General features: G+C 59.2%; 16 protein-coding genes and 2 pseudogenes. 6 read left to right on the top strand and 12 right to left on the bottom strand.

The genetic code is table 11. The annotated features are described in order from the left end of the window. Nucleotides 1–484 precede the first annotated feature (484 nt). The gene (locus RM96_RS27855; protein WP_039014968.1) at nt 485–1,195 is read left to right on the top strand and encodes an SDR family oxidoreductase; all 711 of its coding nucleotides are present in this window, start codon (nt 485–487) and stop codon (nt 1,193–1,195) included. 568 nt (nt 1,196–1,763) lie between these two features. On the opposite strand, the pseudogene RM96_RS37760 reads toward RM96_RS27855, so the two are convergent. After that, nucleotides 1,764–2,639: pseudogene (locus RM96_RS37760) on the bottom strand (LysR family transcriptional regulator). A gap of 282 nt (nt 2,640–2,921) precedes the next feature. On the opposite strand from RM96_RS37760, the gene RM96_RS27865 reads away from it, so the two are divergent. Continuing rightward, nucleotides 2,922–3,467 (top strand): carboxymuconolactone decarboxylase family protein, encoded by a 546-nt coding sequence (locus RM96_RS27865; RefSeq protein ID WP_039014969.1) that lies wholly within the window; start codon nt 2,922–2,924, stop codon nt 3,465–3,467. Nucleotides 3,468–4,210: 743 nt separating this feature from the next. Here the strand turns inward: RM96_RS27865 and RM96_RS27870 are convergent. From RM96_RS27870 to yghU, 3 genes are all read right to left on the bottom strand, one after another. Next, nucleotides 4,211–5,539, bottom strand: coding sequence for a chloride channel protein (locus tag RM96_RS27870; protein ID WP_193752534.1), 1,329 nt, complete (start codon nt 5,537–5,539; stop codon nt 4,211–4,213). Between the two features lie 311 nt (nt 5,540–5,850). Continuing rightward, on the bottom strand, nt 5,851–6,834 hold the full coding sequence (locus tag RM96_RS27875; protein WP_039014970.1) for a D-2-hydroxyacid dehydrogenase family protein: 984 nt from the start codon (nt 6,832–6,834) through the stop codon (nt 5,851–5,853). Between the two features lie 741 nt (nt 6,835–7,575). After that, nucleotides 7,576–8,454 carry a glutathione-dependent disulfide-bond oxidoreductase gene (gene yghU, locus RM96_RS27880; RefSeq protein WP_039014971.1) on the bottom strand — a complete coding sequence of 293 codons (879 nt, stop codon included), beginning with the start codon at nt 8,452–8,454 and terminating at the stop codon, nt 7,576–7,578. Between the two features lie 369 nt (nt 8,455–8,823). Between yghU and RM96_RS27885 the strand changes: the two genes are divergently transcribed. After that, a complete protein-coding gene (locus RM96_RS27885) occupies nt 8,824–9,411 on the top strand; it encodes a TetR/AcrR family transcriptional regulator (protein ID WP_039014972.1) in 588 nt (195 codons plus the stop codon). A gap of 112 nt (nt 9,412–9,523) precedes the next feature. On the opposite strand, the gene RM96_RS27890 is transcribed toward RM96_RS27885, so the two are convergent. Both RM96_RS27890 and RM96_RS27895 read right to left on the bottom strand, forming a co-directional pair. After that, entirely contained in the window at nt 9,524–10,336 is an 813-nt protein-coding gene (locus RM96_RS27890) for an alpha/beta fold hydrolase (RefSeq protein WP_039014973.1), read from the bottom strand. Between the two features lie 32 nt (nt 10,337–10,368). Continuing rightward, nucleotides 10,369–10,902 (bottom strand): 2,4'-dihydroxyacetophenone dioxygenase family protein, encoded by a 534-nt coding sequence (locus tag RM96_RS27895; RefSeq protein WP_039014982.1) that lies wholly within the window; start codon nt 10,900–10,902, stop codon nt 10,369–10,371. Between the two features lie 406 nt (nt 10,903–11,308). Between RM96_RS27895 and RM96_RS37765 the strand changes: the two are divergent. Then, nucleotides 11,309–11,989 (top strand): annotated as a pseudogene (locus tag RM96_RS37765) (transposase); the annotation flags it as partial. 399 nt (nt 11,990–12,388) lie between these two features. Here RM96_RS37765 and RM96_RS27905 read toward each other — a convergent pair. The 6 genes from RM96_RS27905 to RM96_RS27930 form a co-directional block, all read right to left on the bottom strand. Next, nucleotides 12,389–13,489 carry a glutathione S-transferase family protein gene (locus tag RM96_RS27905; RefSeq protein WP_052279787.1) on the bottom strand — a complete coding sequence of 367 codons (1,101 nt, stop codon included), beginning with the start codon at nt 13,487–13,489 and terminating at the stop codon, nt 12,389–12,391. A gap of 561 nt (nt 13,490–14,050) precedes the next feature. After that, complete coding sequence (gene actP, locus RM96_RS27910) at nt 14,051–15,703, bottom strand: cation/acetate symporter ActP (RefSeq protein ID WP_082016740.1); 1,653 nt, start codon at nt 15,701–15,703, stop codon at nt 14,051–14,053. Continuing rightward, on the bottom strand, nt 15,700–16,059 hold the full coding sequence (locus RM96_RS27915; protein WP_039014974.1) for a DUF485 domain-containing protein: 360 nt from the start codon (nt 16,057–16,059) through the stop codon (nt 15,700–15,702). Before RM96_RS27915 ends, actP begins: the two co-directional genes overlap by 4 nt. Nucleotides 16,060–16,837: 778 nt before the next feature. After that, nucleotides 16,838–17,305, bottom strand: a complete 468-nt coding sequence (locus RM96_RS27920) for a MaoC family dehydratase (protein WP_052279788.1) — start codon at nt 17,303–17,305, stop codon at nt 16,838–16,840. 317 nt (nt 17,306–17,622) lie between these two features. After that, a complete protein-coding gene (locus RM96_RS27925; protein WP_039014986.1) occupies nt 17,623–18,717 on the bottom strand; it encodes an SDR family oxidoreductase in 1,095 nt (364 codons plus the stop codon). A 496-nt stretch (nt 18,718–19,213) separates the two neighbouring features. Continuing rightward, nucleotides 19,214–19,489, bottom strand: a complete 276-nt coding sequence (locus tag RM96_RS27930) for a hypothetical protein (RefSeq protein ID WP_152624222.1) — start codon at nt 19,487–19,489, stop codon at nt 19,214–19,216. A gap of 433 nt (nt 19,490–19,922) precedes the next feature. Here RM96_RS27930 and RM96_RS40605 point away from each other — a divergent pair, with 433 nt between their 5' ends. Together RM96_RS40605 and RM96_RS40610 are read left to right on the top strand one after the other, a co-directional pair. Continuing rightward, nucleotides 19,923–20,699 (top strand): DNA glycosylase AlkZ-like family protein, encoded by a 777-nt coding sequence (locus RM96_RS40605; protein WP_274520235.1) that lies wholly within the window; start codon nt 19,923–19,925, stop codon nt 20,697–20,699. Nucleotides 20,700–20,718: 19 nt separating this feature from the next. Next, nucleotides 20,719–21,138, top strand: a complete 420-nt coding sequence (locus RM96_RS40610) for a DNA glycosylase AlkZ-like family protein (RefSeq protein ID WP_274520236.1) — start codon at nt 20,719–20,721, stop codon at nt 21,136–21,138. Nucleotides 21,139–21,945: the final 807 nt, after the last annotated feature.

Genomic DNA, 21,945 nt, shown 5'->3' on the forward strand with positions numbered 1-21,945 from the left:
AACATTCTCCTCGCAAGGTCCGTGATGATTAAGGAGGATCCTGGCTCAGCGCGGCCTTTTGGCGCGATGCGCCAGACTTCTCTTGTTGGATTGACTCCAAGAAGCGTGCCCAGCGCCCGTATGAAGCAAGGAAGCTTCTACCGGCCTAGAGTCCCGCACGATTTCTGACTCACGTGTAAGATCACCGCCAAATTCTGCCGTCAATGCACTCGACTGAAGAAGACGAAGGTAAGTGCGCCCGTCGTCTGCGCGCCGCCATCGCGCGTACTACTGGTTTCCCGGGACGACAGCAGATAGGCGCTGTCGGGCTGGCATGGGGGTGGGGCGTTTTATTGGAGCCGTAGGAAATACGGCAGGCAGATCTGCGCTGCCAGTGGTTCTCGCGGGCAGAGTCATGCTGGTGCTTTGCGCTCTCGCGAAGTGAGCGGAGGCAGGAGGGATGTTGCAGGTTCAATGGGCAGTAACCATCTAGGGAGGTTGAATCATGAGTTTCAGTGATACTAATGTATTGGTCATCGGCGGCAGCTCGGGCATTGGTGCCGCCGCCGCGAGGGCTTTCGCGCAGCAAGGCGCGCAGGTGACGATCGCGTCGCGTAATGCTGGCAAGCTCGATGCTGCTGCCCGCACCCTCGGCCCAAACGCCAAGACCGCCGCCCTGGACATCACCGACGACGCGAGTGTTCAAGCGTTCTTCAACGCTTCGGATCCGTTCGACCATGTCGTAATCTCAGCAGCGCAAACGGCGACCGGACCTGTACGCGGCCTCGACTTGGCCGACGCATATCGCGCGATGGACAGCAAGTTCTGGGGCGCATATCGCGTGGCCCGCGCCGCCCGAGTTCGCGACGGGGGCTCCCTCACGCTGGTATCAGGATTTCTTTCCGTGCGCCCCAGCAAAGCCTCCGTGTTGCAAGGGGCGATCAACGCCGCGCTCGATTCGCTCGGCCGCGGCCTGGCGCTGGAGCTCTCGCCGGTTCGCGTGAATACGGTTTCGCCGGGTCTGATTGCGACCGAACTTTGGTCAAAGCTCGATGAAGGTGCGCGGGAAAAGATGTTTGAAGGTGCTGCGGCGCGGCTGCCGGCACGGCGGGTTGGCCAGCCCGAAGACGTTGCCAATGCCATCCTGTATCTTGCGTCCAACCCGTACGCTACCGGGTCGACGGTACTTGTCGATGGAGGCGGGGCTATCGCGTAAGCACCCCGCACGAGGCTGCCGTACACGCGCGACCTGCTCGAGGGAGGCGGATCTCGGCAGTCTCTCGTAGGGCGGCAGCAAGCTCAATTTGTCGTCGGCGGCGACCAGCGCTGGTCGTCAAACTTGAGTTAGCGCACCGTACACAGCTGCTCGAGCGCGCGACATGCGAGCGGGTCTCAACCGCGAAGGCGAGTTCAACGAGTAGCGTCAAGGCGTCGGCGTCGATTTATTCCTGTCCGGATGGCAGGTAGAGGGACAGCTTGTGTTCGGTCGCCCCGTCTCGACTAAAAGTTGGGAATTCGGTTCATGCGATGGCTGCGCTTGAAAGCGTATCAGAATCAGTTTGCACTTCTATTTTCGGATAGGCTTCTCGCCACCGACACGAGCGAAACTTGCACGCAAAAGCTGCGCCAGCGCAGCCTACGCGTTTCGTCCCGGCTTGAATCTCGCAGAGACCCCTCTTAGCGGGTGCGTGGGGTTCCGCGTCTTGCCCTTGCCCCAGTACGGAGCGTCGAGTAGATATCCCGCCGGAGTCCGGGCCAGTTCGGTTTGGCGAATGAAAGCGACCTCATGGCACCGCTGCCTTAGTCGCTTGATTTCCAATGAACGTCCGACGGTCGCTGCCGACCGCCGGTGACGGCGAACCGCGGCGCAATTCTCCGCTTGAGAGTTCCGCGTCAAACAGCCAAGTCGGTGCGTAACCAATACCCATCCCTGCCAGGAGGGATGCACGCATGACCTCGCTGCTGTTGGTCTGCAGATTGCCCTGCACTCGCACCACGCGCGAGGTGCCGGCTGGCTCTTTCGAACCGGCAGCGGCAACGAAATTCCACGCGTTGCGAGACAGCGTCTCCGTATACACCATACAGTTGTGCGCCGCGAGGTCTTCAGGCGCACCTGGTGGATTGAGCCCCGGTGGAAGGCTGCGCAACTATTTGCGGTGCGCCACAAGCATCCGATGTGTCGTCCCAACACGTCTGGCCACCAAACTGCTATCCGATAGCTCGCCGATGTGCACAGCCACATCGATCCCAAGCCCGACGAGGTCGATGAAGCCGTCGTGCAGCCGTAGGTCGATCTTTACGTTACGGTGTTTCGCCAGGAACGCCTGCACGACCGGCATCAGCTTGCGCCGGCCGAAGCCGACCGACGCGGCAACGCGCAGCCAGCCGGAATGTTGTTGTTCGCCGGAGCGAAGTGCGCCCTCGGCCTCGGCGATCTCTGCCACCAATCGACGTACCTGCTCGAAGTAACGCTCGCCCTCATCCGTGAGCGCAAGTGAACGGGTCGTGCGCGTCAACAGCTTAGCACCCAGGTCAGCTTCGAGCGCTGCCACCTGCTTGCTGACGGCACCTTGCGTCACGTTAGCCTCGTGCGCAACCGCCGAAAAGCTCCCTGCTTCCACGACACGGACGAACGTCTGCATCGCTTGTAACTTGTCCATATTTATTCCCCGCAGGAATTATTAATATGAGCGTACCCCGTCTTAATCTCCCGCCCGGAATCAACCATACTTCTACCACACATACGTCGCCGTGCCGGAAAGGCGAGCGATTGAAGCGGGGGCCACAAGCACCTCGCCGCTCTGCGCGATGAGCCCATGCAGAGCGCTGTGTTAGACGATTGCGCCCGAGGCGCGCTGCCTGACAGGTAACGCAACGACGTTGATGGCAGCTACCTTGCGCAGCGCAACTGTTTACCCACCCATCCCTAAAGGAGGTCAATCATGACCAGAATCAACGTACCGACTCGCGAAGAAGTGTCCCCGGCCAACCAAGCAATCTTCGATAACCTCAAAAGCACACTGGGTATGGTGCCGAATCTGTATGCAACGCTTGCTCACTCGGAGCATGCGCTTGGCAACTACCTGGCGTTTCAGAATGGCAGCAGCAGCATCACGGGTAAGGCTCGCGAAGTAGTGAATCTGGTCGTTAGCCAGGTCAACAAGTGCGAGTACTGCCTTGCGGCACATACCGCCCTCGGCAAGATGAATGGCTTCACGGACGAGCAAATCCTCGAAATTCGCGTTGGCTCCGCGAGCTTCGACAGAAAGTTGGACTCGCTGGCGCGTCTGACTCGCAATATTGCAGAAAACCGCGGCCAAGCCTCCCCTGCACTGGTGGACGCGTTCTTCGCCGCCGGCTGGAACAAGGCCAATCTGGTGGATGCCATTGTCGTCATCGGCGACAAGACCGTCACGAACTATCTGCACGCCACCACGCAAGTGCCGGTGGACTTCCCGGCTGCTCCGAAGCTGCCGATGGCGTCGTAAAGAGCCATGCTCGAATGGCCTCTCTCCTAAGGGAGAGGCCAGAAGGCCTCTGCCAAGGAAGTGCGCTGCGCCCAGGTCTCCTTCCTCTGGCGAGTCACAGGGGCAAGCTCCCCCTTTTTATCAACTCCCCAGCGGGCCCGACAATGTCGACAACGGGCGATCCGGCGCTTGGCGTCCTCCCCGGAATTCCCTCCACACACTTTGGAAACAGGCTCCGGAACTCCCAAGGTCTTGCCGCCACCCGCACGTCATCGATATCGCAGGTTATCGGTTGCCTAATAGCAACGTGCCGTTCGGCTCGAGCCCACAGAAGCCGCTCCTGGTCTTACTTCATTCGTGCCGCGCACTGAAACCTGTGCCGCGGCGCATTCACAGCGTACTGCCCTCAGGGTGACACCGATAGAGAGCTGATCCCGCCGGCTCGTCGGGCGACGCCCAGGCGGGAATCCGCAGCCGGAGTTGCCGCACAAGGAGGGCGACGATCGACATCCTCGCGTAGGACGCGCCTCTGTCGCAGCTGAGGATTGAAGGATGCCTAATCGCAAGGCAGCGCAAGGCTTTGACACGTCGGGTTGACGAACGCGCTTTGACGTTCCCCTGACCGGTGAACTCACGCGCGAGAGCCGATGCGATAGCGAGGTCAACGACCTGCCGCGCAGGACCGTGAAAGTCCCAAACGGCGCGCCTTCAAGCCGCAAACCATCGACAGCCTGCGCACACCTGCCAACCACGCCCATTTTCAGCTAAAGAGTCCAGGTCCGCGTCCCTAGACAACCTGCCACGCCGGGCACATTCCCATAGGGGATGGACAGTGCGTGATAAAGTGGCGGCGCCAAATTTCTGGACACCCATCCGGCAATAAGGCAGGTGGCGAGAGCTGGGAGGAGAATCTGAAGCGAGCCGGACAGTTCCGCAACAACCACGCATGCGGTGAGCGGGCTACGTGTAACTGCGGCGAAATAGCCGGCCATGGAGATCGCCAAAAGTACCCTGATATCGACGGCACCCACAAATTCGTGAAGTAGGCCGCCAATGCCTGCGCCGATCGCCAGCGACGGGACGAAGATGCCCCCAGGAATGCCAGCAACACACGTGGCGAGCAACGCGAGGCCCCTAGCCAAGGGATCCCCGGGGGAAGCTGCCCTACCCTCCAGAATTCCGCTCACCACTTGTTCAACGCCCAGTAGGCTGGTACCGGAGGTTGTCATTGCCATAACAGCCACTAGCAATCCACATAGGGCACCAAAGACCGCCGGACGCCTCGCCCGAAGCTGGACCAGTGACGCGGGCAGCCAGCGCATCGCATATATCAGCATCCAGGCAAAGGAGCCGCCAGCCAGGCCGGTCACAGCTCCCGCCAAAACGATGGAAGCGAACAACCCATCCTGGAATAGACTAGAAGAAACCCTTGGGACGACACCCCCCCCAGACCCGACGAAGGGGATAGCGGGAGCCGCAAAAGTTGCAATCGCGAGCGCAGCCAATATTCGCCAATGGAGCTTTTTTCGCGTCAGCAGTTGCTCCAACGCAAATACGAAGCCGCCCAAAGGGGTGCGGAATGCCGCGGCAAGTCCCGCCGCACTTCCGATCACGATAATTGCCCGCTCGCGCGCTTCCATGTCAGCAGCACTGTTCGGTTGCGGCAGGAAGGCGCCAAGCTTGTGCATGATCACGGCGCCAAGGTAAATGCTGGGCCCCTGCCGGCCGATGGGAAAGCCGGCTGCTGTCGCCACCAATGATATCCCGATCTTGCCAAGCAGCAGGCGCCAGCCAAGCAGCTCCCGGCCCGGCGTGGAATCACCACGGAGCGCTGCGATCGCCTGAGGGACACCGCTTCCTTCGGCACCAACGAACCAACGGCGCGTCACCCATGCGCACAGGCCGCCGACCAACGGTGAAACGAGCAGCAGCCCCCACGGGAGAACGCCAAAATACACGAGCATTCCCGCGTGCGCGATTGACATCCCGCACGCGTACAGTGAGACGGCGACGCCGACCAGAATCGCCGCCGCCAACAGCTCCCAGCAAGCAATTGCTGTACTCACCAGCCGCCGAAACGACAACAACAGCATGTCAGAACTTATGACGCGTAATCGGGCGGAGCTCCGCGGCCGCGAGATCTTCCCGCACTGGCTGCCAAGCGCGGCTCCAGTAAGTGCCATGGAGCAGTATGAGCGGGGAAATTACCTTCTCCTGCCGTAAGGTAGCTGGTCGGCAGGCCGTCCACGGCTGTCATTCGTTTCATTGCTGTACTCCTGTAACTAGACGTCGAACGGCGGCAAGTCGCTGTCCAATCGGATCGGAAAAGAACACGGGCTAGTGCCGCTCTCTGCCACGGGGCAACCTGCGAGGTGGCAACGCCCGCCCGCCCGTAAAAGAGACCTTACAGCGCCGCGCCGGGGGCGCCGGTCGCAATGCTCGCCGACTGCAGCCAGTTGACGATGTTTTGCACGGTGTCGCCGTAGAAGGTTCGATACAGTTCCTTCGACACATAGCCTACGTGCGGAGTAGCAAGCACGTTCGGCAGATTCCGAAGTGGATGCGGATTGGGCAACGGCTCGGCGTCGAATACGTCAAGTGCAGCTCCCGCGATCTTCCCTGCTTTAAGCGCATCGAGTAACGCTGCTGTATCGATAATCTGCCCGCGGGACGTGTTGACAAGCCGGCTTGTCGATTTCATCTTTGCTAGCTCTGTTGCGCCGACCAAATGGTGAGTCCGTTGGCTGAGCCGAACGTGAATGGACAGAATGTCTGATGAAGCAAAGATCTCATCTTTTCCAACCAACCGGGCGCCCACCTCAGCGGCGTGTTCGGCCGTCAGATTCTGGCTCCACGCAATGACTTTCATTCCAAACGCCGCCGCGATCCTGGCGACCGCCGAACCAACACGGCCGAGACCAAGCAACCCAAGCGTTTTCCCGGAAAGTTCCTCACCGACCGACAGTTGCCAACCGCCGTTGGCCACCGACTGTCTTTCCTGCGGAATGTTGCGCACCATCGCGAAAATCAGGGCCCAGGTGAACTCAATCGTTGGAGTCGACTCGTAGCCTGTATGGCGAACTTCAATGCCAAGTTCCGCAGCTGCATCTTCATCGATAGACGCGTTCCCAGGGCCTGTTGAAGCAATCAGCCTGAGGTTGGGTAACCTTTCGAGGATTCCTCGCGGCAATGGCGTGCGTTCTCGCATCACGCAAAGCACATTAAAGGGCCGCAGACGATCCACCAGTGCGTCGGAGTCACCGACGTGGTCATCAAAGACCGTGATATCAGCCAGACCGCGCAGTGGTGACCAATCGGCCATCGTCAACGCAACGTTCTGGTAGTCATCGAGGATCGCCACCTTGATGCGAGGTGTCGGTTGGGTCATGGCTGTCTCCTGAATTCGCTCTGTTTTTCCCGCCGACCGGCGCCGAGGGTAGTCTTTCCGCATAGAGCGCCGTCGCGGCATTTCGTCCGCAGTCTCGTGTCGTGAAGTTCCGCACTTCAGCGCTGCTATGAAGCCAGAACTTACACGTCCATGGCGCCAGCCGCAAACAGGGAACACCGCACTGACCTACGCGGCGCTACGTTCGGTCACTACAATCAGCGCTTGGACACAGTCCCTCGGCGTCTGGAACACCCTCGGCCGCGCTCCCGCGGGAACTTTATGCCGCCTGCCGCGCGGATCTCGCGGCGTTCTATGTGCAAATATTAGAGGGGCCGCCGCGTCGGCGATACGGGTCCAGCGAGAATATCTCTTATTACCCGTGGGCATAGGCACGTGCGCCAGTGGGTCGCCCCCCTGAAACGCCGGACACAGTCCCCAAGCCCCCCCAACAGCGCCCTTAACTACCGCTCACCGCGAGAGTTCCGGCGCGCCATGGAGTTACAACCTAAGGGGGGTGACCGTGTCCGGGGACAGGGGGGCAAATCCAGTCAAGCTTCGTCGAACGTACAGTCGTCCGGTACGTGTAGCCAGGCAACCCGCTCTCCCCCAGCTTGCATTGCATCGAACCGATGCCTTCACGAGACCGCCACTTGTCGGCAAGCGTCATGCTTCTGTGGTGAGCGCACACACCTTCCGCTGGATGTCGGTCGCCGCCCGCGTTGGTTGTCATTCCTCCAGCACTCACGGTTGCGCCCCTAGAACCTTGTCCTGGGTCCGCGTGTCAAAGTCCCTGGCGTCGTGACGCTCGAGCAACTGCTCCGACAGCTCGCCTCTAACGCGGTTGACCATCCGCCCGCGCTTGACTGCGGGCCGTGACAGTATCGCGTCGGCCCACCGCAACACGTTTCTATAGTCCTGTACGCTCAAGAACTCCGCTGCGTCATATTGCCACCCCTTGACAAGGCTACCGTACCAAGGAAAGGCCGCAATGTCGGCAATTGTGTACTCGTCGCCAGCGAGGTATTCGGCTTCGGAGAGACGTCGATCTAGCACGTCCATCTGACGCTTAACCTCCATGGAGAAGCGATTGATCGCGTACTCGATCTTGGTCGGTGCATAGGCATAGAAGTGGCCGAACCCACCACCGAGGTACGGAGCGCTGCCCATTTGCCAGAAGAGCCAGTTCAGTGCCTCAGCGCGTGCCCCCGCGCCCTTCGGGAGGAACGCGCCGAATTTTTCTGCCAGATATAGCAGGATCGAACCAGATTCAAATACGCGAACGGGTTCGGGGCCGCTCCGGTCAAGTAACGCAGGAATTTTCGAGTTCGGGTTTAACGCGACGAAGCCGCTACCGAACTGGTCGCCTTCACTGATCCTGATCAGCCATGCGTCGTACTCGGCGCCCGTGCGCCCCAGCGCAAGCAATTCCTCAAGCATGATTGTGACCTTGACACCGTTCGGCGTGCCCTGCGAGTAGAGCTGTAGCGGGTGTCGGCCGACAGGCAGCTCCTTGTCGTGCGTTGGTCCGGCGACAGGCCGGTTGATATTTGCAAACGCCCCTCCGCTAGGCTCGTTCCACGCCCAGATCCTTGGTGGAGTGTAATCAAGGGAACGCTTCATATTTCCTCCTCAAATTATTCGGGGCTGGTTCATTCTGCCGCGGCGAAGTCGGATGGGACGAAGAGTGCCCGCCGAGACTCTTCATCCTTTGTCTGCGCAAACCGGCAGTCCTTCGCAACGGATCGCGCGGCCGATGACCGGCCAACCATCCCTGCAGCGAATAGACACGACGGTTCGGATACGGTACGACGGACCGTCCGTACCCTCGCGTACGCACGTGTCACATATCCTGAACATCGGCCCACCATGCTTTCCTATGGGCAATCTCGGTGGGATCGAAACACCCTATGCGCAACACAAGCGTCCGTTGTGCATCTTTGTCAATAGTGTAAAATATAGACCGACATTTCGTCTACGGTGAGAGGAATCATGGCCGGCGTTCGGCAATTCGATGAAGACAACGCGTTCGAGCGGGCTTTAGATGTGTTCTGGGCCAAAGGCTATCGCGCGACCTCAATGCTGGACCTCGCGAAATCTACGGGGGTGCAACGCGGCTCGCTATATAACGCCTATGGCGACAAGGAAGAGATCTTCGTGCAGGTATTCGAGCGGTACGCAGACCGCTTCGTTGCCGAAACGAAGATGGCGCTCAACAAGCCCGAATTGCGAGATGCGCTGGTCGATTTTTTCACTGTCGCTATTCGTTCGATTACACGAGGCTCGCCTGCGCGCGGCTGCCTTTCGACAAAAATCGCCGTCGAGACCGCGCCGGAATTTCCGCGCCAGCAGGAACTGGTGAAGAGGATGCTAGACGAGCTTGAGGACGCCTTGTTTAAGGTGCTCGACACTCCCGGAGCACGCGCGCAACTGGTCATTCCGCCGCGCCAGGCTGCCCGCGTTATCGTGACAATGACGCGAGGTATCGCCGTGATGGAGCGCGTCTACGGCGACCCGAAGCGCCTCCGGCAGACAGCGGCGGCCCTAATCGATACGATTCTGCAACAGACACATCAGTAACGCGCGTAGCAGTTAATCGGCTCGACTAAGGGCGACGCGGTGCGTCGATAGGGACTGGGACCTTAATGGATCCACAGTTCCCGCTCACCGCACCGCGCCAGACGCGTTGGATCTAGACAAAGAACTCAGTCAAAGCGCGTGCAACGGCTTTCGCGTCGTTTTCCATAGGGATGTGTCCCGCCGCCGGGATGCGGATGAGCGAGGCGTTCGGAATCTCCTTGACGAAGCGCTCCGCGTGATGGACCCGCTGAAAGCTGTCATCTTCCCCCCAAACGAGCAGCTTGGGTGTCGTGGACTCGCGCAGGGTAGGGACGATATCCATCGTGTAGCGGCTGTACGCCGCGCCCGCGAGTGCAAGCCACGAACGCGCAACCCGCGGATCCGCCCAAGGGGCGAGATACTCAGCAATTTCCTCCTCAGTTGTGCTGCGGGCCAACGCTGTAATGACGGATTTTCGGCGTGCCTCCAGAACATCCTCGGTCGTGGTAGCAGCCGCAACCTCCGGGTCACGAAAACGCGCGACACCGGGAACGGGCCACGAGTCAAACATAACCGCGTTGACTAGAGCGAGCCGGCTCACCTTGATCTTGCCGTCGACCAGAATATGCTGTGCAACACCACCGCCAATGTCATGGCCGGCGACGCCCACCGGATCGGTGACGCCTAGAGCTCGCAAAAACTGCGCCGTCCAGTCAGCGAGTGCCGGAATAGATGCATCGGCAACGGTGAGCTCGCCGCCAGAACGACCGAATCCAGGGAAATCCACGGCGATCGGGCGCAGCCCTGCGCCTGCGAGATCATCGATCACCGGTTGCCACACACGGCTCCAGTAGGTGCCATGAAGCATTAGTACGACAGGGCCTTGATCACCCGCAGTCAGGTAGCTCGCCGCAGTGCCTGCTACGTCAATTGTCTTTCTTTGCATTGAATCAAGCTCTCCAAAAAGGTTGGCGCAACTTAGCGGATGAACCGCTTGACATGGTCGGCGCCGAGACCGATCGCCTCATAGTGCTTGCGTGCCGCCTCAATCTTCGTGAACACGTCCTCATAGCCAACGGCTACACCTTGCGGATCAACATAGGTGTAGCCGCCCGTCACGTGGAACCACGTGATCATCTCCTCGACGTCATGCGGCACGAAGAGCGTGTGCGTCTCACCGGCGGGTTCATGCGCGTACGAGCCCAATTCAGCTGTCCAATCGTGTTCCAGGTAATACCAGCGCCCTTTCAAAACCATTGCGTGCACAGGGCCCGTATGGCGGTGTCGCGAAAGCACGCCGGACTGGCGCACGCGAAGCAAATTAATGTAATAGCCCTGGCTCGCGCTCAAAAGAAGAGGCTTGAACGACACCGTTCCCGTCATCGGGACCCACAAGTTGTCGTCTTCAAGCCAATTGTCCAGCACCCCGGCGTGCACAATGTCCGGGGACATGTCCGGCGGCTGCGGCAGCTGGAATGGAACGGCATCCTCGTCAGGGGCCCGCTTGGTCAAGTTGGTCACTTTGGTCTCCAAATTAGCAGTTGCTGATCGACGTCCTTGCACTACGTGCCTTGATCTGCGTCGAAACCAGTGCCAGTACTTTAGTCATGTTTGACATCCGTGACAAGGATGAAATGCAACCGTTTTCGTCGCGGGGCGTCCCGAAACTCGTTTCGGGATCACGTGGGCGTAGGATTTTCCGCCAGGTCATCTTTGCGTCACCAACTTCGTTCAGCCAGCGAATCGTGCTTTGCGCATATCGCCATAGGTCGTTTGACGCGGCTCCTTTAGCAGGGTGCTGAAGTCCCTCCCGCGGACGTCAGCGTGACGACTGGTTGAGGCGTTGATTTGAGAACCCACCATCCAATCCCGCATTCGTGCGCGGCGCGCAGACACCTTCACGGAAAGCTTGTTCACTATGCAGAGTGCTGGAGGATTTCGTGCCGAAGTTCCACCCGATGCGCTCGATCCGCACCATGACCAACCAGGCGCCGGTGAAGATGGACCGGTTGTTCGCGCAGATGTACAGGGCCGATATCAAGGGCGGCGGCGACAAGGACGATAACGATGGAGGTAACTTCAAAGGTCGCGAGCTCAGCGACGACGTGCACGAGTCCAAGACCGATCCCGATGCCAAGCTCCACCGCAGGAGCAAGACAGGCAGCGAGACCAGCCACATGCGTGTCATACCCTGAGCGACAGCCGCTATGACCTGGTGGTGAGCGCCATGGTGACCAATGCTGGCGGACACTCCGAACGAGAGGCCGCAAACGTCACGCTCAACGACACCAGGCAGGTGACGGAAAACCTGGTTTTGAAAGTCACCGTGGGCGCGGACAGACGCTACGATGAGCAGGAAATCATTCGAGCCTGCCTGGAGACGAAGGTGACGTCCCGCGTCGCACGGAACACCTCGGGGCGACGCCCGGCCGTTCCTGACGCCGTTGCTTGCAGCACCGGTTATGCCGTCTCGCACCAAAAGCGCAAGCTGATCGAACAAAACTCTGGCTGGATCAAGACCGCGGGGCGCACGCGTCAGGTGATGGTGCGCGGACCAAAGAAAGTCGACCAGATGTTTGCGGCGCGAATCGCCGCTTTCATGTGCGACCCTCTTCCACGCTGCCAAACGCCTGGCCCGAGCCCGGCCCATATTTGCGTGTCCGGACCAGCGACTCCGCGTTGTGGGTTGTCATTACTCACGCGCGACCGGCTGAACGAAGTGTCCCCCAGGTCTTTCCAGGGTGGCGGGCATCATCGCGCCCTTCTTTGCCCTGCTGTTATGCGAGTGAAGATCCAGGGGACGTACAGCCAGACATTAGGCCATGCTGGCTCGCCCCATCAGCAACGCCGCCAACTCTGCCGATTCCGCCCGACGCACTTGGTAACTGTCGTCGCCCGCCGCTCTGGCCCGCTCGGAGCCAAACCGCGTATTGCGGCGCAATTCAAACGGGAAGTTGCACCTGTGCCCCCACAGCGAAGAGCCAGGCCCCGAGGTCGCTTAGTTGTCCACAACTAGCCGGTGATTCCGATGCCGGACGGGATGACGGACCACCTTGTCGAGATTGGCTCCTCCTCCGATCCGCATGAGCAAGTCGTTCATCGCACGCTTCGCGCTCTCTGGCGCCCGCTGGTAGTAGAACAACGGCCTTTGGAACATATACTGAATGCAGGTCCAGACATTGCGCTTCGCCGAGGCCTTGCCGACGATAAAATCCTGCGTACCGAGGAGACGCGGAATTGGGCTAGTGTAATTCGCGTCGATCCACTCCCCCACACGATCGATCGTATCGCAGGCTACTGGGACGTATTCTGCGAACAAATGCCGCATTATCGGCATGAGCGTTTCCGGGACCCTATCCTCGCCGAAGTATTCGCCCTGAGCCTTCACGGGCGAGTTCATCCGTTCAACCCAACGCACGACGTTCGGGAAATTACGCCTCAGCAGCGCGGACGAATAGAGGTCGCGATAGAGGTGCGCATATAGCGGCCCCATGAAGGCGAAGTCCGACGTCGACGGCCGTGAGCCGAAAAGGTAGTCATGATCTTCGAAGTGAGCCTCGAGCCAACCAAGAAGACTCTCCGTCCATAGCTCGATTTCGGGCGCCGTCTCCGGAACAATACCCAAGGACGGCAAGCGATCGCGGGCCCATGCACATCCTTTTTCGCCCACGATCAACTGCTGCGCGGCCTGCGCCATGGGCTCGTACATTCGTCCGAATTCGCCCTTCAAATACTCGTAGTTCGTCTCGAGAAACCCCCAACGGTAATACATGGCCGGTATCCGCACCCAGTCGTGCGCATACGCCTCCACCAGAAGATTGGCCAAATGTAGAACCGGTGTAGAGGGGTACACAGAAACCAGCGGGTATCGCCCCTCTAACTCATCGATGATATCAGTCGAGTCCTGGAGCATTTCCCCGTCCGGCATCAACAGCACTGGCATCATGCGATAGCCGATCCGAGGGACGAGAAAGCTGTCGTAGACAGCGTTGGAAGCGACCATCTCCTGAAACGGGATGCCCTTAAAGATGAGGTAAGACCTCACCTTCGCCGTATAGTTGGAGATCTGGGCGCCATAGAGCGTGTAGACGTCATGCATAATCAGCTTCTCACGATTCGAAAGTTCTAATTCGGGATGTCCTTTGAGCCCCTATCCGCGGCGACAAACGCCCCGGCCAGTTGCGTACGCCGACCCTAATTGCGTGATTGTTCATATTTCCCGACACCCGTGGCCCTGTCTCCGGCGCCGCTATGTCTGCTTAGAACTCTCTAGGGAACTGAGTAAAAGCGCGTCTTGGGCCTCTACTCCCCTTAACATTAGCCGGTTAGCTATAAATCCGGCTATTGCTACGAACGAATAGCAACCATTCCCGAGCGGAATACATCAAGAATTGTGGCCCTTCTTTCATACTGTTGAGTAGAGCCCACGCTATCGCTCCCACGCGCGCCACACTCGAGCCGAGAGAACCGGTGCCGCCGCGATGACGACGCGTGTCGACAATCTTTAAAGAGACTGGGACATTCGTCGCCGGGCGTGCGTCCACGACTGGCACCGCCACCGTGCTCGTTTCCTAGGCGTCTGTCCGCGCCAAGTGCCTACGTACGGGACCCAATCAGCCGTGCAGCCACGGACCCAAAGCAGCCCGTCGGCCCCGAGCGCCTAGCGCGCCGGTCCCAGCTCGCTGGATACCAACTGATCCTCGTATTGGTCCCTTTCCGTCTCCGCCGCTGCGGAGCGGTCTGTGATGGAGAGGACGAAGATCGCGACAAACGCCGCAGTCATCGAGAACAGAGCCGGATACTCGTAGGGGTAGACCGCAGTCTTGTGGCCCAAGACCTGCACCCATACCGTGGGGCTTAGAATCGTCAGGCCCACTGCGGTTCCAAGCCCGATGAGTCCGCCGAACACTGCGCCGCGAGTCGTAAGGCCTCGCCAGTAGATGGACAGGAGCAAGACTGGGAAGGTGGAACTCGCTGCGATCGAAAACACCAGGCTGACGATGAACGTAATGTTTTGCTTCTCAAAGGCGATGCCAACAACGATTGCAAGCACACCCAGTACGACCGTCGTGGCACGTGATACCAACAGTTCCTGCCGGTCGGTGGCAGTACCTTTGCGCAGCACGTTTGCGTACAGGTCGTGAGAAACGGCTGAGGCGCCCGCCAACGTGAGCCCGGCAACGACGGCCATGATCGTTGAGAAGGTTACAGCGCTGATGAAACCCAAGAAGATGTTCCCGCCGACCGCATGTCCGAGGTGGACAGCAACCATGTTGGCGCCACCAACCAGCGCGCCGCCTTCATTGTGATACGCGGGATCGGAACTGACCAAAGCGATGGATCCGAAGCCGATGACAATGATCATGGCATAGCCGGCGCACATGATCCCGGTTGCGTGGAACACGCTTTTGCGTGCCTCCTTAACGTCGGGGACGGTAAAGAAACGCATCAGAATATGCGGCAAACCTGCAGTCCCAAATATCAGCGCGAGACCGAGAGAGATTGCCGAGACAGGGTCTCGGATTAGCCCCCCTGGGCCCATGATGGCGGTACCTTTCGGGTGGATCCTGACTGCGGCAGATATCAGATTCTCGAAGCTGAAACCAAAGCGCTGCAGAACCATGAATGCCATGAAAGCAGCGCCGATCAAAAGGAGCGCCGCCTTGACGATCTGGATCCAGGTGGTAGCAAGCATGCCGCCAAAGAACACGTAGAGCACCATGAGGACACCGATCAGCACTACGGACCAAACATAGCTAATGCCAAATAGAAGTTCGATCAGCTTTCCAGCCCCCACCATTTGGGATACGAGATACAGCAGAACAATCACGAGCGAGCTGATAGTCGAGAACGTTCGGATAGGGCTCTGCTTCAGTCGAAATGACAGGACATCCGCGATAGTGAACCTACCCAAATTTCGAAGTGGCTCTGCGATCAAAAACAGGATCACAGGCCAGCTTGCGATGGCACCTACCAAATAAATGAGCCCGTCGAAACCGCTGCCGTACACGAGCGCAGAGACGCCAAGAAGGGACGATGCGGACAGGAAGTCCCCAGCGATAGCCCATCCGTTCTGCATGCCTGTAATACGCCCACCGGCGGCGTAATGATCGGAGACGCCTGAGCTCTTCCGGGCGGCCCATTTCGTAATGAACAGGCTGAAGATGACAAACAAGAAAAACATTGCAATCGCGCTAGGGTTCGAAGCTTGATGCAACGACCCTGTGGAGCCAGGTGACGTCGACGCCTGCGCGGCGGGCAACGTGGTCAAGCACGTGGTGGCCAATAGCCAGATGACACGCCAAAAGCTCATGACCGGCCTCCCGCTTTGATTGCAGCCACGTTCGCGTCAATCACCGTGTTTGCTCGACGCACGTACACGCCAACGAGCAAGAAGGCGAGCGCGAGAATCCCGAAGCAAACGGGTATTCCCCAGCTCGTGGATCGGCCAGGGCCGATGGGGGTCGCGAGCCAATCGGGCTTGAACGCAATGGTCGAGACGAACCCGAAGTAGGCGACCAGCATCACCACCGTCAGCGACCAGCTAGTCCACCTTCTTTCGCGGACCAGCCTGCGAAACTTCTCATCGCGGACAACGTCCCTTCGTTTCAGCTCGCCCGGCCCAGTGAGGCCTGGGTTGGCGGCTGCTACAGGCGCAGCATTCGACATGTCGTCTCCTCCTTCAACTTATTCTTCCATACAATTTCTGGATCACCGACGCGCAACTTCGCTCGGAATTTACTTTCAACAATACTCGTGAGCAGCCGAAAACCGCAGCCGCTCGCGACTATTGTTGGCACTAAAAAGTCAAGTCCTTATGCAAAGGAATGCTCTCGTTGCTGAACTAACTCAGCGGACAAACCGCTTGACGATGTAATCCCCGCCAGGTCCGATTTCGTCGTCATGCTTGCAGGCTGGAAATGTCGGCCGACATACCAGATTCCAACGGACGCCGATAGGATTGCTTGCTCATCCGGACCTCTATTCCCGCTTCTCTCACGGACGAGTCCTCCAAGCGCTCTAGCGTGACGCAGAGCCCGTCAAACGCTCAACCGCCGGTCGCCGGTCGCCGGTCGCGCTCTTGCGCGCGCCGGCTCGATGTTTGACAGTATAGTCAAGTTTGACATAGATGGCAAGGATATGCCAGCGCCGTCCCGTCATTCGCTCCGTGCCGCAGTGACATCGTCTGATTCCCCCTAATCTAAACTTGATCGATGTCCAGCCATACGACCCAGACCTCGTCGTCCTCGCCGGTCGCGCTGAGCACCGACGCTGCATGCCCGCCGCCCGTTGAGGCAGCGTCGCTTTGCTACAAGATGGCTGCAACGCGAGCAGCAGCTTGCCCTCGTCTAGGAGCAACGACCGCCGTAGAGCGTGGGGCAAAACGGTGAAGACGAAGAGCTTTCGTCCGCCCGGACGCGTTCTGAACGTCCCGTGGTTGCATCTTCTACCCGACGCGCCGGAATACGACCAGTCGAATCACCAGTCGTTGACATACGTCGCCGTGTTGGTTCCGCGTTTCGCTTTGTACGGTCACAATGCCTCGATCGGGCTTGGACTTGGACGGCACGACACTGAGGATTGTGCTGACCACACGCAGCACGTCGCCCGACCGCGTGGGACGCGGCCAGGCGAGCTCGCCACCGGCACCGATGATGCCGCCCGCCAACGGCAGGCTTTGCACCAGCAGCTTCATCGTGACGGCTGCCGTATGCCAGCCGCTTGCCGCGAGCCCGCCGAATAAGGTACCGCGCGCGGCAACATCGTCTAAGTGGAACGGCTGCGGATCGAATTCGCGTGCGAACGCCTGGATCTGCGCAGCTCTCAACTCTAACTCGGGGCTTTCATACACCATGCCTTCGGAAAGGTCTTCGAGATAAACCCTATTGTTCGTCACGCCGCTGCTATCAGCCATCTTATCGCTCCTATTGTCTAACCAAGGGGAGTCGGAACCAAGGATCCGACTTACTCGTTCACAGAGGCCCTCACAATGCGCCGCACAATTTCAGCGACGCTTCAACGCCCTGTCTTTCAGGACAAATTGCCTTAGCCCGACTGAGATCCTGGATTTCTCGCACCAGTTCTTGGGACACCAGGTAAAGAAAAGCCGCCCTTGGGGGGCGGCGAGACGTTACGGCTTAGCGGGTAATTTGCCAACTCAGAGGGCGACGGAGCCCCGTCAGCCTTTCTCGTCGCGAGAAGGGCGCCATCCAGTGCAAGAGGCAACCGGTGTCACACCGCGGGCGGTAGCAACTTTCGGTCAATGAAGAATTGCAGCGCATCGCAAAAAGCATCTCGGGTATCAACTACCTCGCTGAAGCCAGCCTTGCGAAGCTTGATTGTGCTGACAAACGCTACGGGCCCAGCCGGAGCGCCGTACGCGAAGGCAAAGTCAGCGTGCTGGTCACCTTGCCCGACGAACGAAGCCAGGTCACCGCTTGCCAGACCATACGTGGCAACGATCTTCGCCCAAACATCGGCGTTATCTCGAATGTATTGAGCCACGCTCATCGGCTCATCGGGCCCAGTTTCTACGCCAAGCGTCTTTGCTAGCGCGGGCCAAACATGCCGCCACGCGAAGACATCTCCGTTGGTAACGTTGAAGATCTCGTTCGCTGCCTGCGGAGCTTGTGCAGCCCACACCATCACATTGCCGACAAGGCCGGCATCCGCCATTTCCCAAACGAAGGACGGGCCTCCGGGGAAGCTGAACGGCTCGCCTTTCTCTCGCCGAATTGCCGCATAAACGCCAATGGCTGGCAGCACATTGAGAGCGCCCTGTGTCTTACCCGTCACCAATTGGGGGCGAAGAACGGTGTAGGCGAACCCGTGCTTCGCACCCGCGTCGCGAACGTAGTCCTGCTGGTCGAAGAAGAAGTTCGCATGATCGTCCCGGGGGTCACTCTCCCTCGCAGGAACGGCGATCGGGTGAAGGTGGACGCCATACGCCTTCGTGCCCTGCAGGATCGACACGTGCCTCAAGCTCGACTTCCCGGATACAAGAGGCTCGATCACGTTGCGCAGCATTGCGTTGTTGACTTCAATCTGCTCAGCGTTCGACCAGCCACCGACCAGATCCGTGGCATTCTCATAAATCGCAGCATAGGCAACGTGTGTTACGCCAGTGATACCTGAAAGCGCTTCATTCGAGGCTTTCTCGTCGCGCAAATCAACCCGCACATGCTCGAAGTCGCGGCCACTTGGGAGTTCCGGTTTGCGCCGGGAAATACCCACGACATCCCACCCTGCAGAGAGGAAGGACTCGATGGCGGCGACGCCGATCAGTCCGCTCGCCCCAGCCACTATAACTTTGTTCTTCACGCCCATCTTAAGCTCCAATAGCATCGTTGTTCCCTGCCTCAGACGTAAACCTGACTTCGAAACCGTCGGTCTCCGTCCGGGTTCGCCTCCGACCAACCGTCAGTTCGCGCGGGCGTTAGTCGTAGGTTAGTCGCTAGCCCACTCCGACGGAAGCTTGCTTCTCGGACTAGCTGTTATGCATGCATGGAATAGTCACTCGCCCGGCGATCGCGAACCTAAGTCCTGGGAATTCAAGGCTCGTCCTGAATCGGGGAGCGATCACGGTATATGCCTCCGCCACGCTTCGCGTCTCGCGCAGACGTCCCGCGTGCATTCCGCGTACCGAGCGCGTCATGGGTAGCTGTGCTCAGCATGGCCAACCATGTCAGGCTCAGAGAAAGCCAACGCCGTTGGTTGAGGGTAAGCCTTGGTTTGTAAGCGTCCAGTGAACCGCGTCTTGGCGCGAAGTTTGAAGTTGGTACAACTCCCCGTAAATAGGTTGAATAATTAGTCGCCTCCGATTTCATGGCAGGATGAGCCGGGTGCGCAGATCCAGCGCGGCCAGCGTGCCGGTCGCGTCCTCGGTGGCCAGCCCGGACAGCTCGCGCTGCACGGCTGACAACTGTGCATTGGCAACCGCCACTTCCCGCGCGCAGATCGCCGCGGCAGCAGCCTCCTCCCCACCGAGTGCCGTCAAGTCCCGCTCGGCCTGTGCCATGCCCTCCCGGGCGACGTCCAGCCTCGGCTTGCGGACGGCCAGCGCGGTCAGGCGCTGCAACTCCTGCTGGTCACGTGCCAACTCCGTCTGCAGGGCAGACGAAGCAGCACGCTGGCCGGGCAGAGCCGCCAGCGCGTCGGCCAGCGGCCTCATCGCCGACTGCTTGGCCTGGTAGCTGGCTGTACGCCTGCTTCCAAGCACAAACGTGGCAGCAAGAACCGTCTATTGCCGTCGATTCCGATGGGCTGGTGACCTGGTGCTATATACGCGCACGACGGAGTGGAAGGTCGGCGGCGAAGCGGATTCTGCCACTGCGTCCCATTTGTCTAAACAAATTCTCCCTGGTCACCGAGCTCTATTTTTTCCCCGCCCGTCGTCATCGCGTACTGGCGTTACGCTGTCGTCAATAACCAATTGCTAAACCGCGGCGCAGTCGCTGGAAGTAACTATGAAGGAATAGCCATTATTCCCATATGGAATGAGCCGAACCGTAGTCAGACGTGCTACACAGAGGATGGAAGAATCTGCCATAACGGCCGGTGGCCAGGAGCCTACGGCGATCCTAAACGGTAACCCGGAGAAAAAATTGAGGTACCAGTCCTTCGAACTGAGTCATGCCCAAGCGCGCGCGATCTGGCTCGGCGCACAGCGTCTAAGCATTGAAGCGCCCTTCGGCAAGGGCCCCGAGGCAACGACGAACACTGTTCAGCACTTGGGGTACGTGCAAATTGACACGATAAATGTCATCGAGCGCTGCCATCACCATATCCTTTACACCCGCATACCGGAGTACCAGCGTTCAGATCTTGAGCATGCGCAATCGACAACCAGGACAGTATTTGAGTACTGGACGCACGCGCTCTCTTATATTCCGACTACGGACTATCGCTACTTTATGCCGGCTATGCGTCGCTACCGCGAGTCCCCGGAACGGTCACTCTCCAACGTCAATCGAGACGATTATGCGAAACTACTGCGCCGGGTCCGCGACGAAGGAGCGCTCTCAATACGCGACATCGAGGAAGCACCGGTGGAGAAGTCCCACCCGTGGGACAGTCGTAAGCCGTCGAAGCGTGCGCTGCGGTACGGGTTCTTCGCTGGCGACCTCACCATTTGTGAGCGCAAAGGGATGCTCAAGACGTACGAATTGGCTGACCGCCACTTCTCTTGGGAGCGTCGCCCGCGGTCGGCAACAGCAGGTCAATTTGCGCAGTATCTTCTCGATCGCGCGCTAAGGTCCCAAGGCGTCGTCAGCCTCGATTCCAATTTGCTATGGCAATGCGTCCTTTAAGGCCGTTGTCTCCGCTCTTTTGGAGACCAACGTCCGTCGGGGACGTCTGGTTCCTGTCCATCTGGCAGGACAAGCCAAGCTCCAGCACTGGGTCGAACCCTCAGCGCTGGAGACGGTAAGCCTTGCTGGGAAGCAGACGTATGTGCACATACTATCCCCCTTCGATCCTCTTGTTATCCAACGCAAGCGACTAAGCTTGTTCTTCGGCTATGAACACCGATTCGAAGCCTACGTGCCTGCAGAGAAGCGTGTCTACGGCTACTTTGCGCTACCCGTTCTCGTTGGGAACGAATTTGTTGCCGCGATAGACCTGAAGGCAGAGCGTCAAAAGCGTAAGCTCGCCGTACAAAAGTGGACGTGGCTCGTCCCTCATCGCTCTGGACTAAAGGCGCAAGTCGAGGACGCGCTGGATCGCTTTGAAGACTTTCAGATACCATGAAGGGGCGTCGTCGCCGCCCAATGCCGGGGGCACACCTGGCGCCCTATCCATCAGAAAATCTGGAAAGATCGGTCCTGAAGGCACTCCAAGGAAAACCACAAATGGGTACGTCAACGTGAAGTCCTGGTCTTGACACGAGCACGCCGTGTGACTCTCTATGGCTTGACCAATTCGGAGAGGGCCAAACTGCCCTCGTGAGCGAAGGCACCGATGATGGTATAGGCAACGACCGGGACCAGGCGGCGATTAGATGGCGTCGTGCTTTGCGTGAGCACGAGATTCGATGGACGCATGAGCGTGGTAAGCGATGCTCGGCAACGATACCATCGATCGCCGATGTTGCAGGTCGCCAGGCGACGCTAAAGGAGGTGGCGATCAAATGCAGTAGTCCAGCGAGGGGCGGCGGCTCTGACGTAACAAGGGACCCGGCAAGCCCTTCGCGGCTGAATCGGAACTCGACGTCATCGATGTCGTGACCAAGGCCATCCAGATGCTGTTGTCGATCTTCGGCCAGCCACTGGGCCAAAGCTAAGTGATAGCGAGCATGCAGACAGTCACGGCGCGCAGTTCCCGCCATCCCTAATGACCGCGTACCGTCGCAGCGTCACGCCGTCGGACCCGTATTCCCCTCCGGAATGATTGTTATGGCCGTATGTCCCCTACTGTTCTGGGGGATTTGCAGCCATCATTCATGCACCGTCATCGAATATTGGAGCACAGGCAGTGGAAAAACTTTTTAGCAACACGTCCGTCGGATCTTACACGCTTGATCATCGGGTGGTACTCGCCCCCCTCACACGTATGCGC

It is taken from the genome of Cupriavidus sp. IDO (assembly GCF_000812465.1).
Lineage (GTDB): Bacteria > Pseudomonadota > Gammaproteobacteria > Burkholderiales > Burkholderiaceae > Cupriavidus.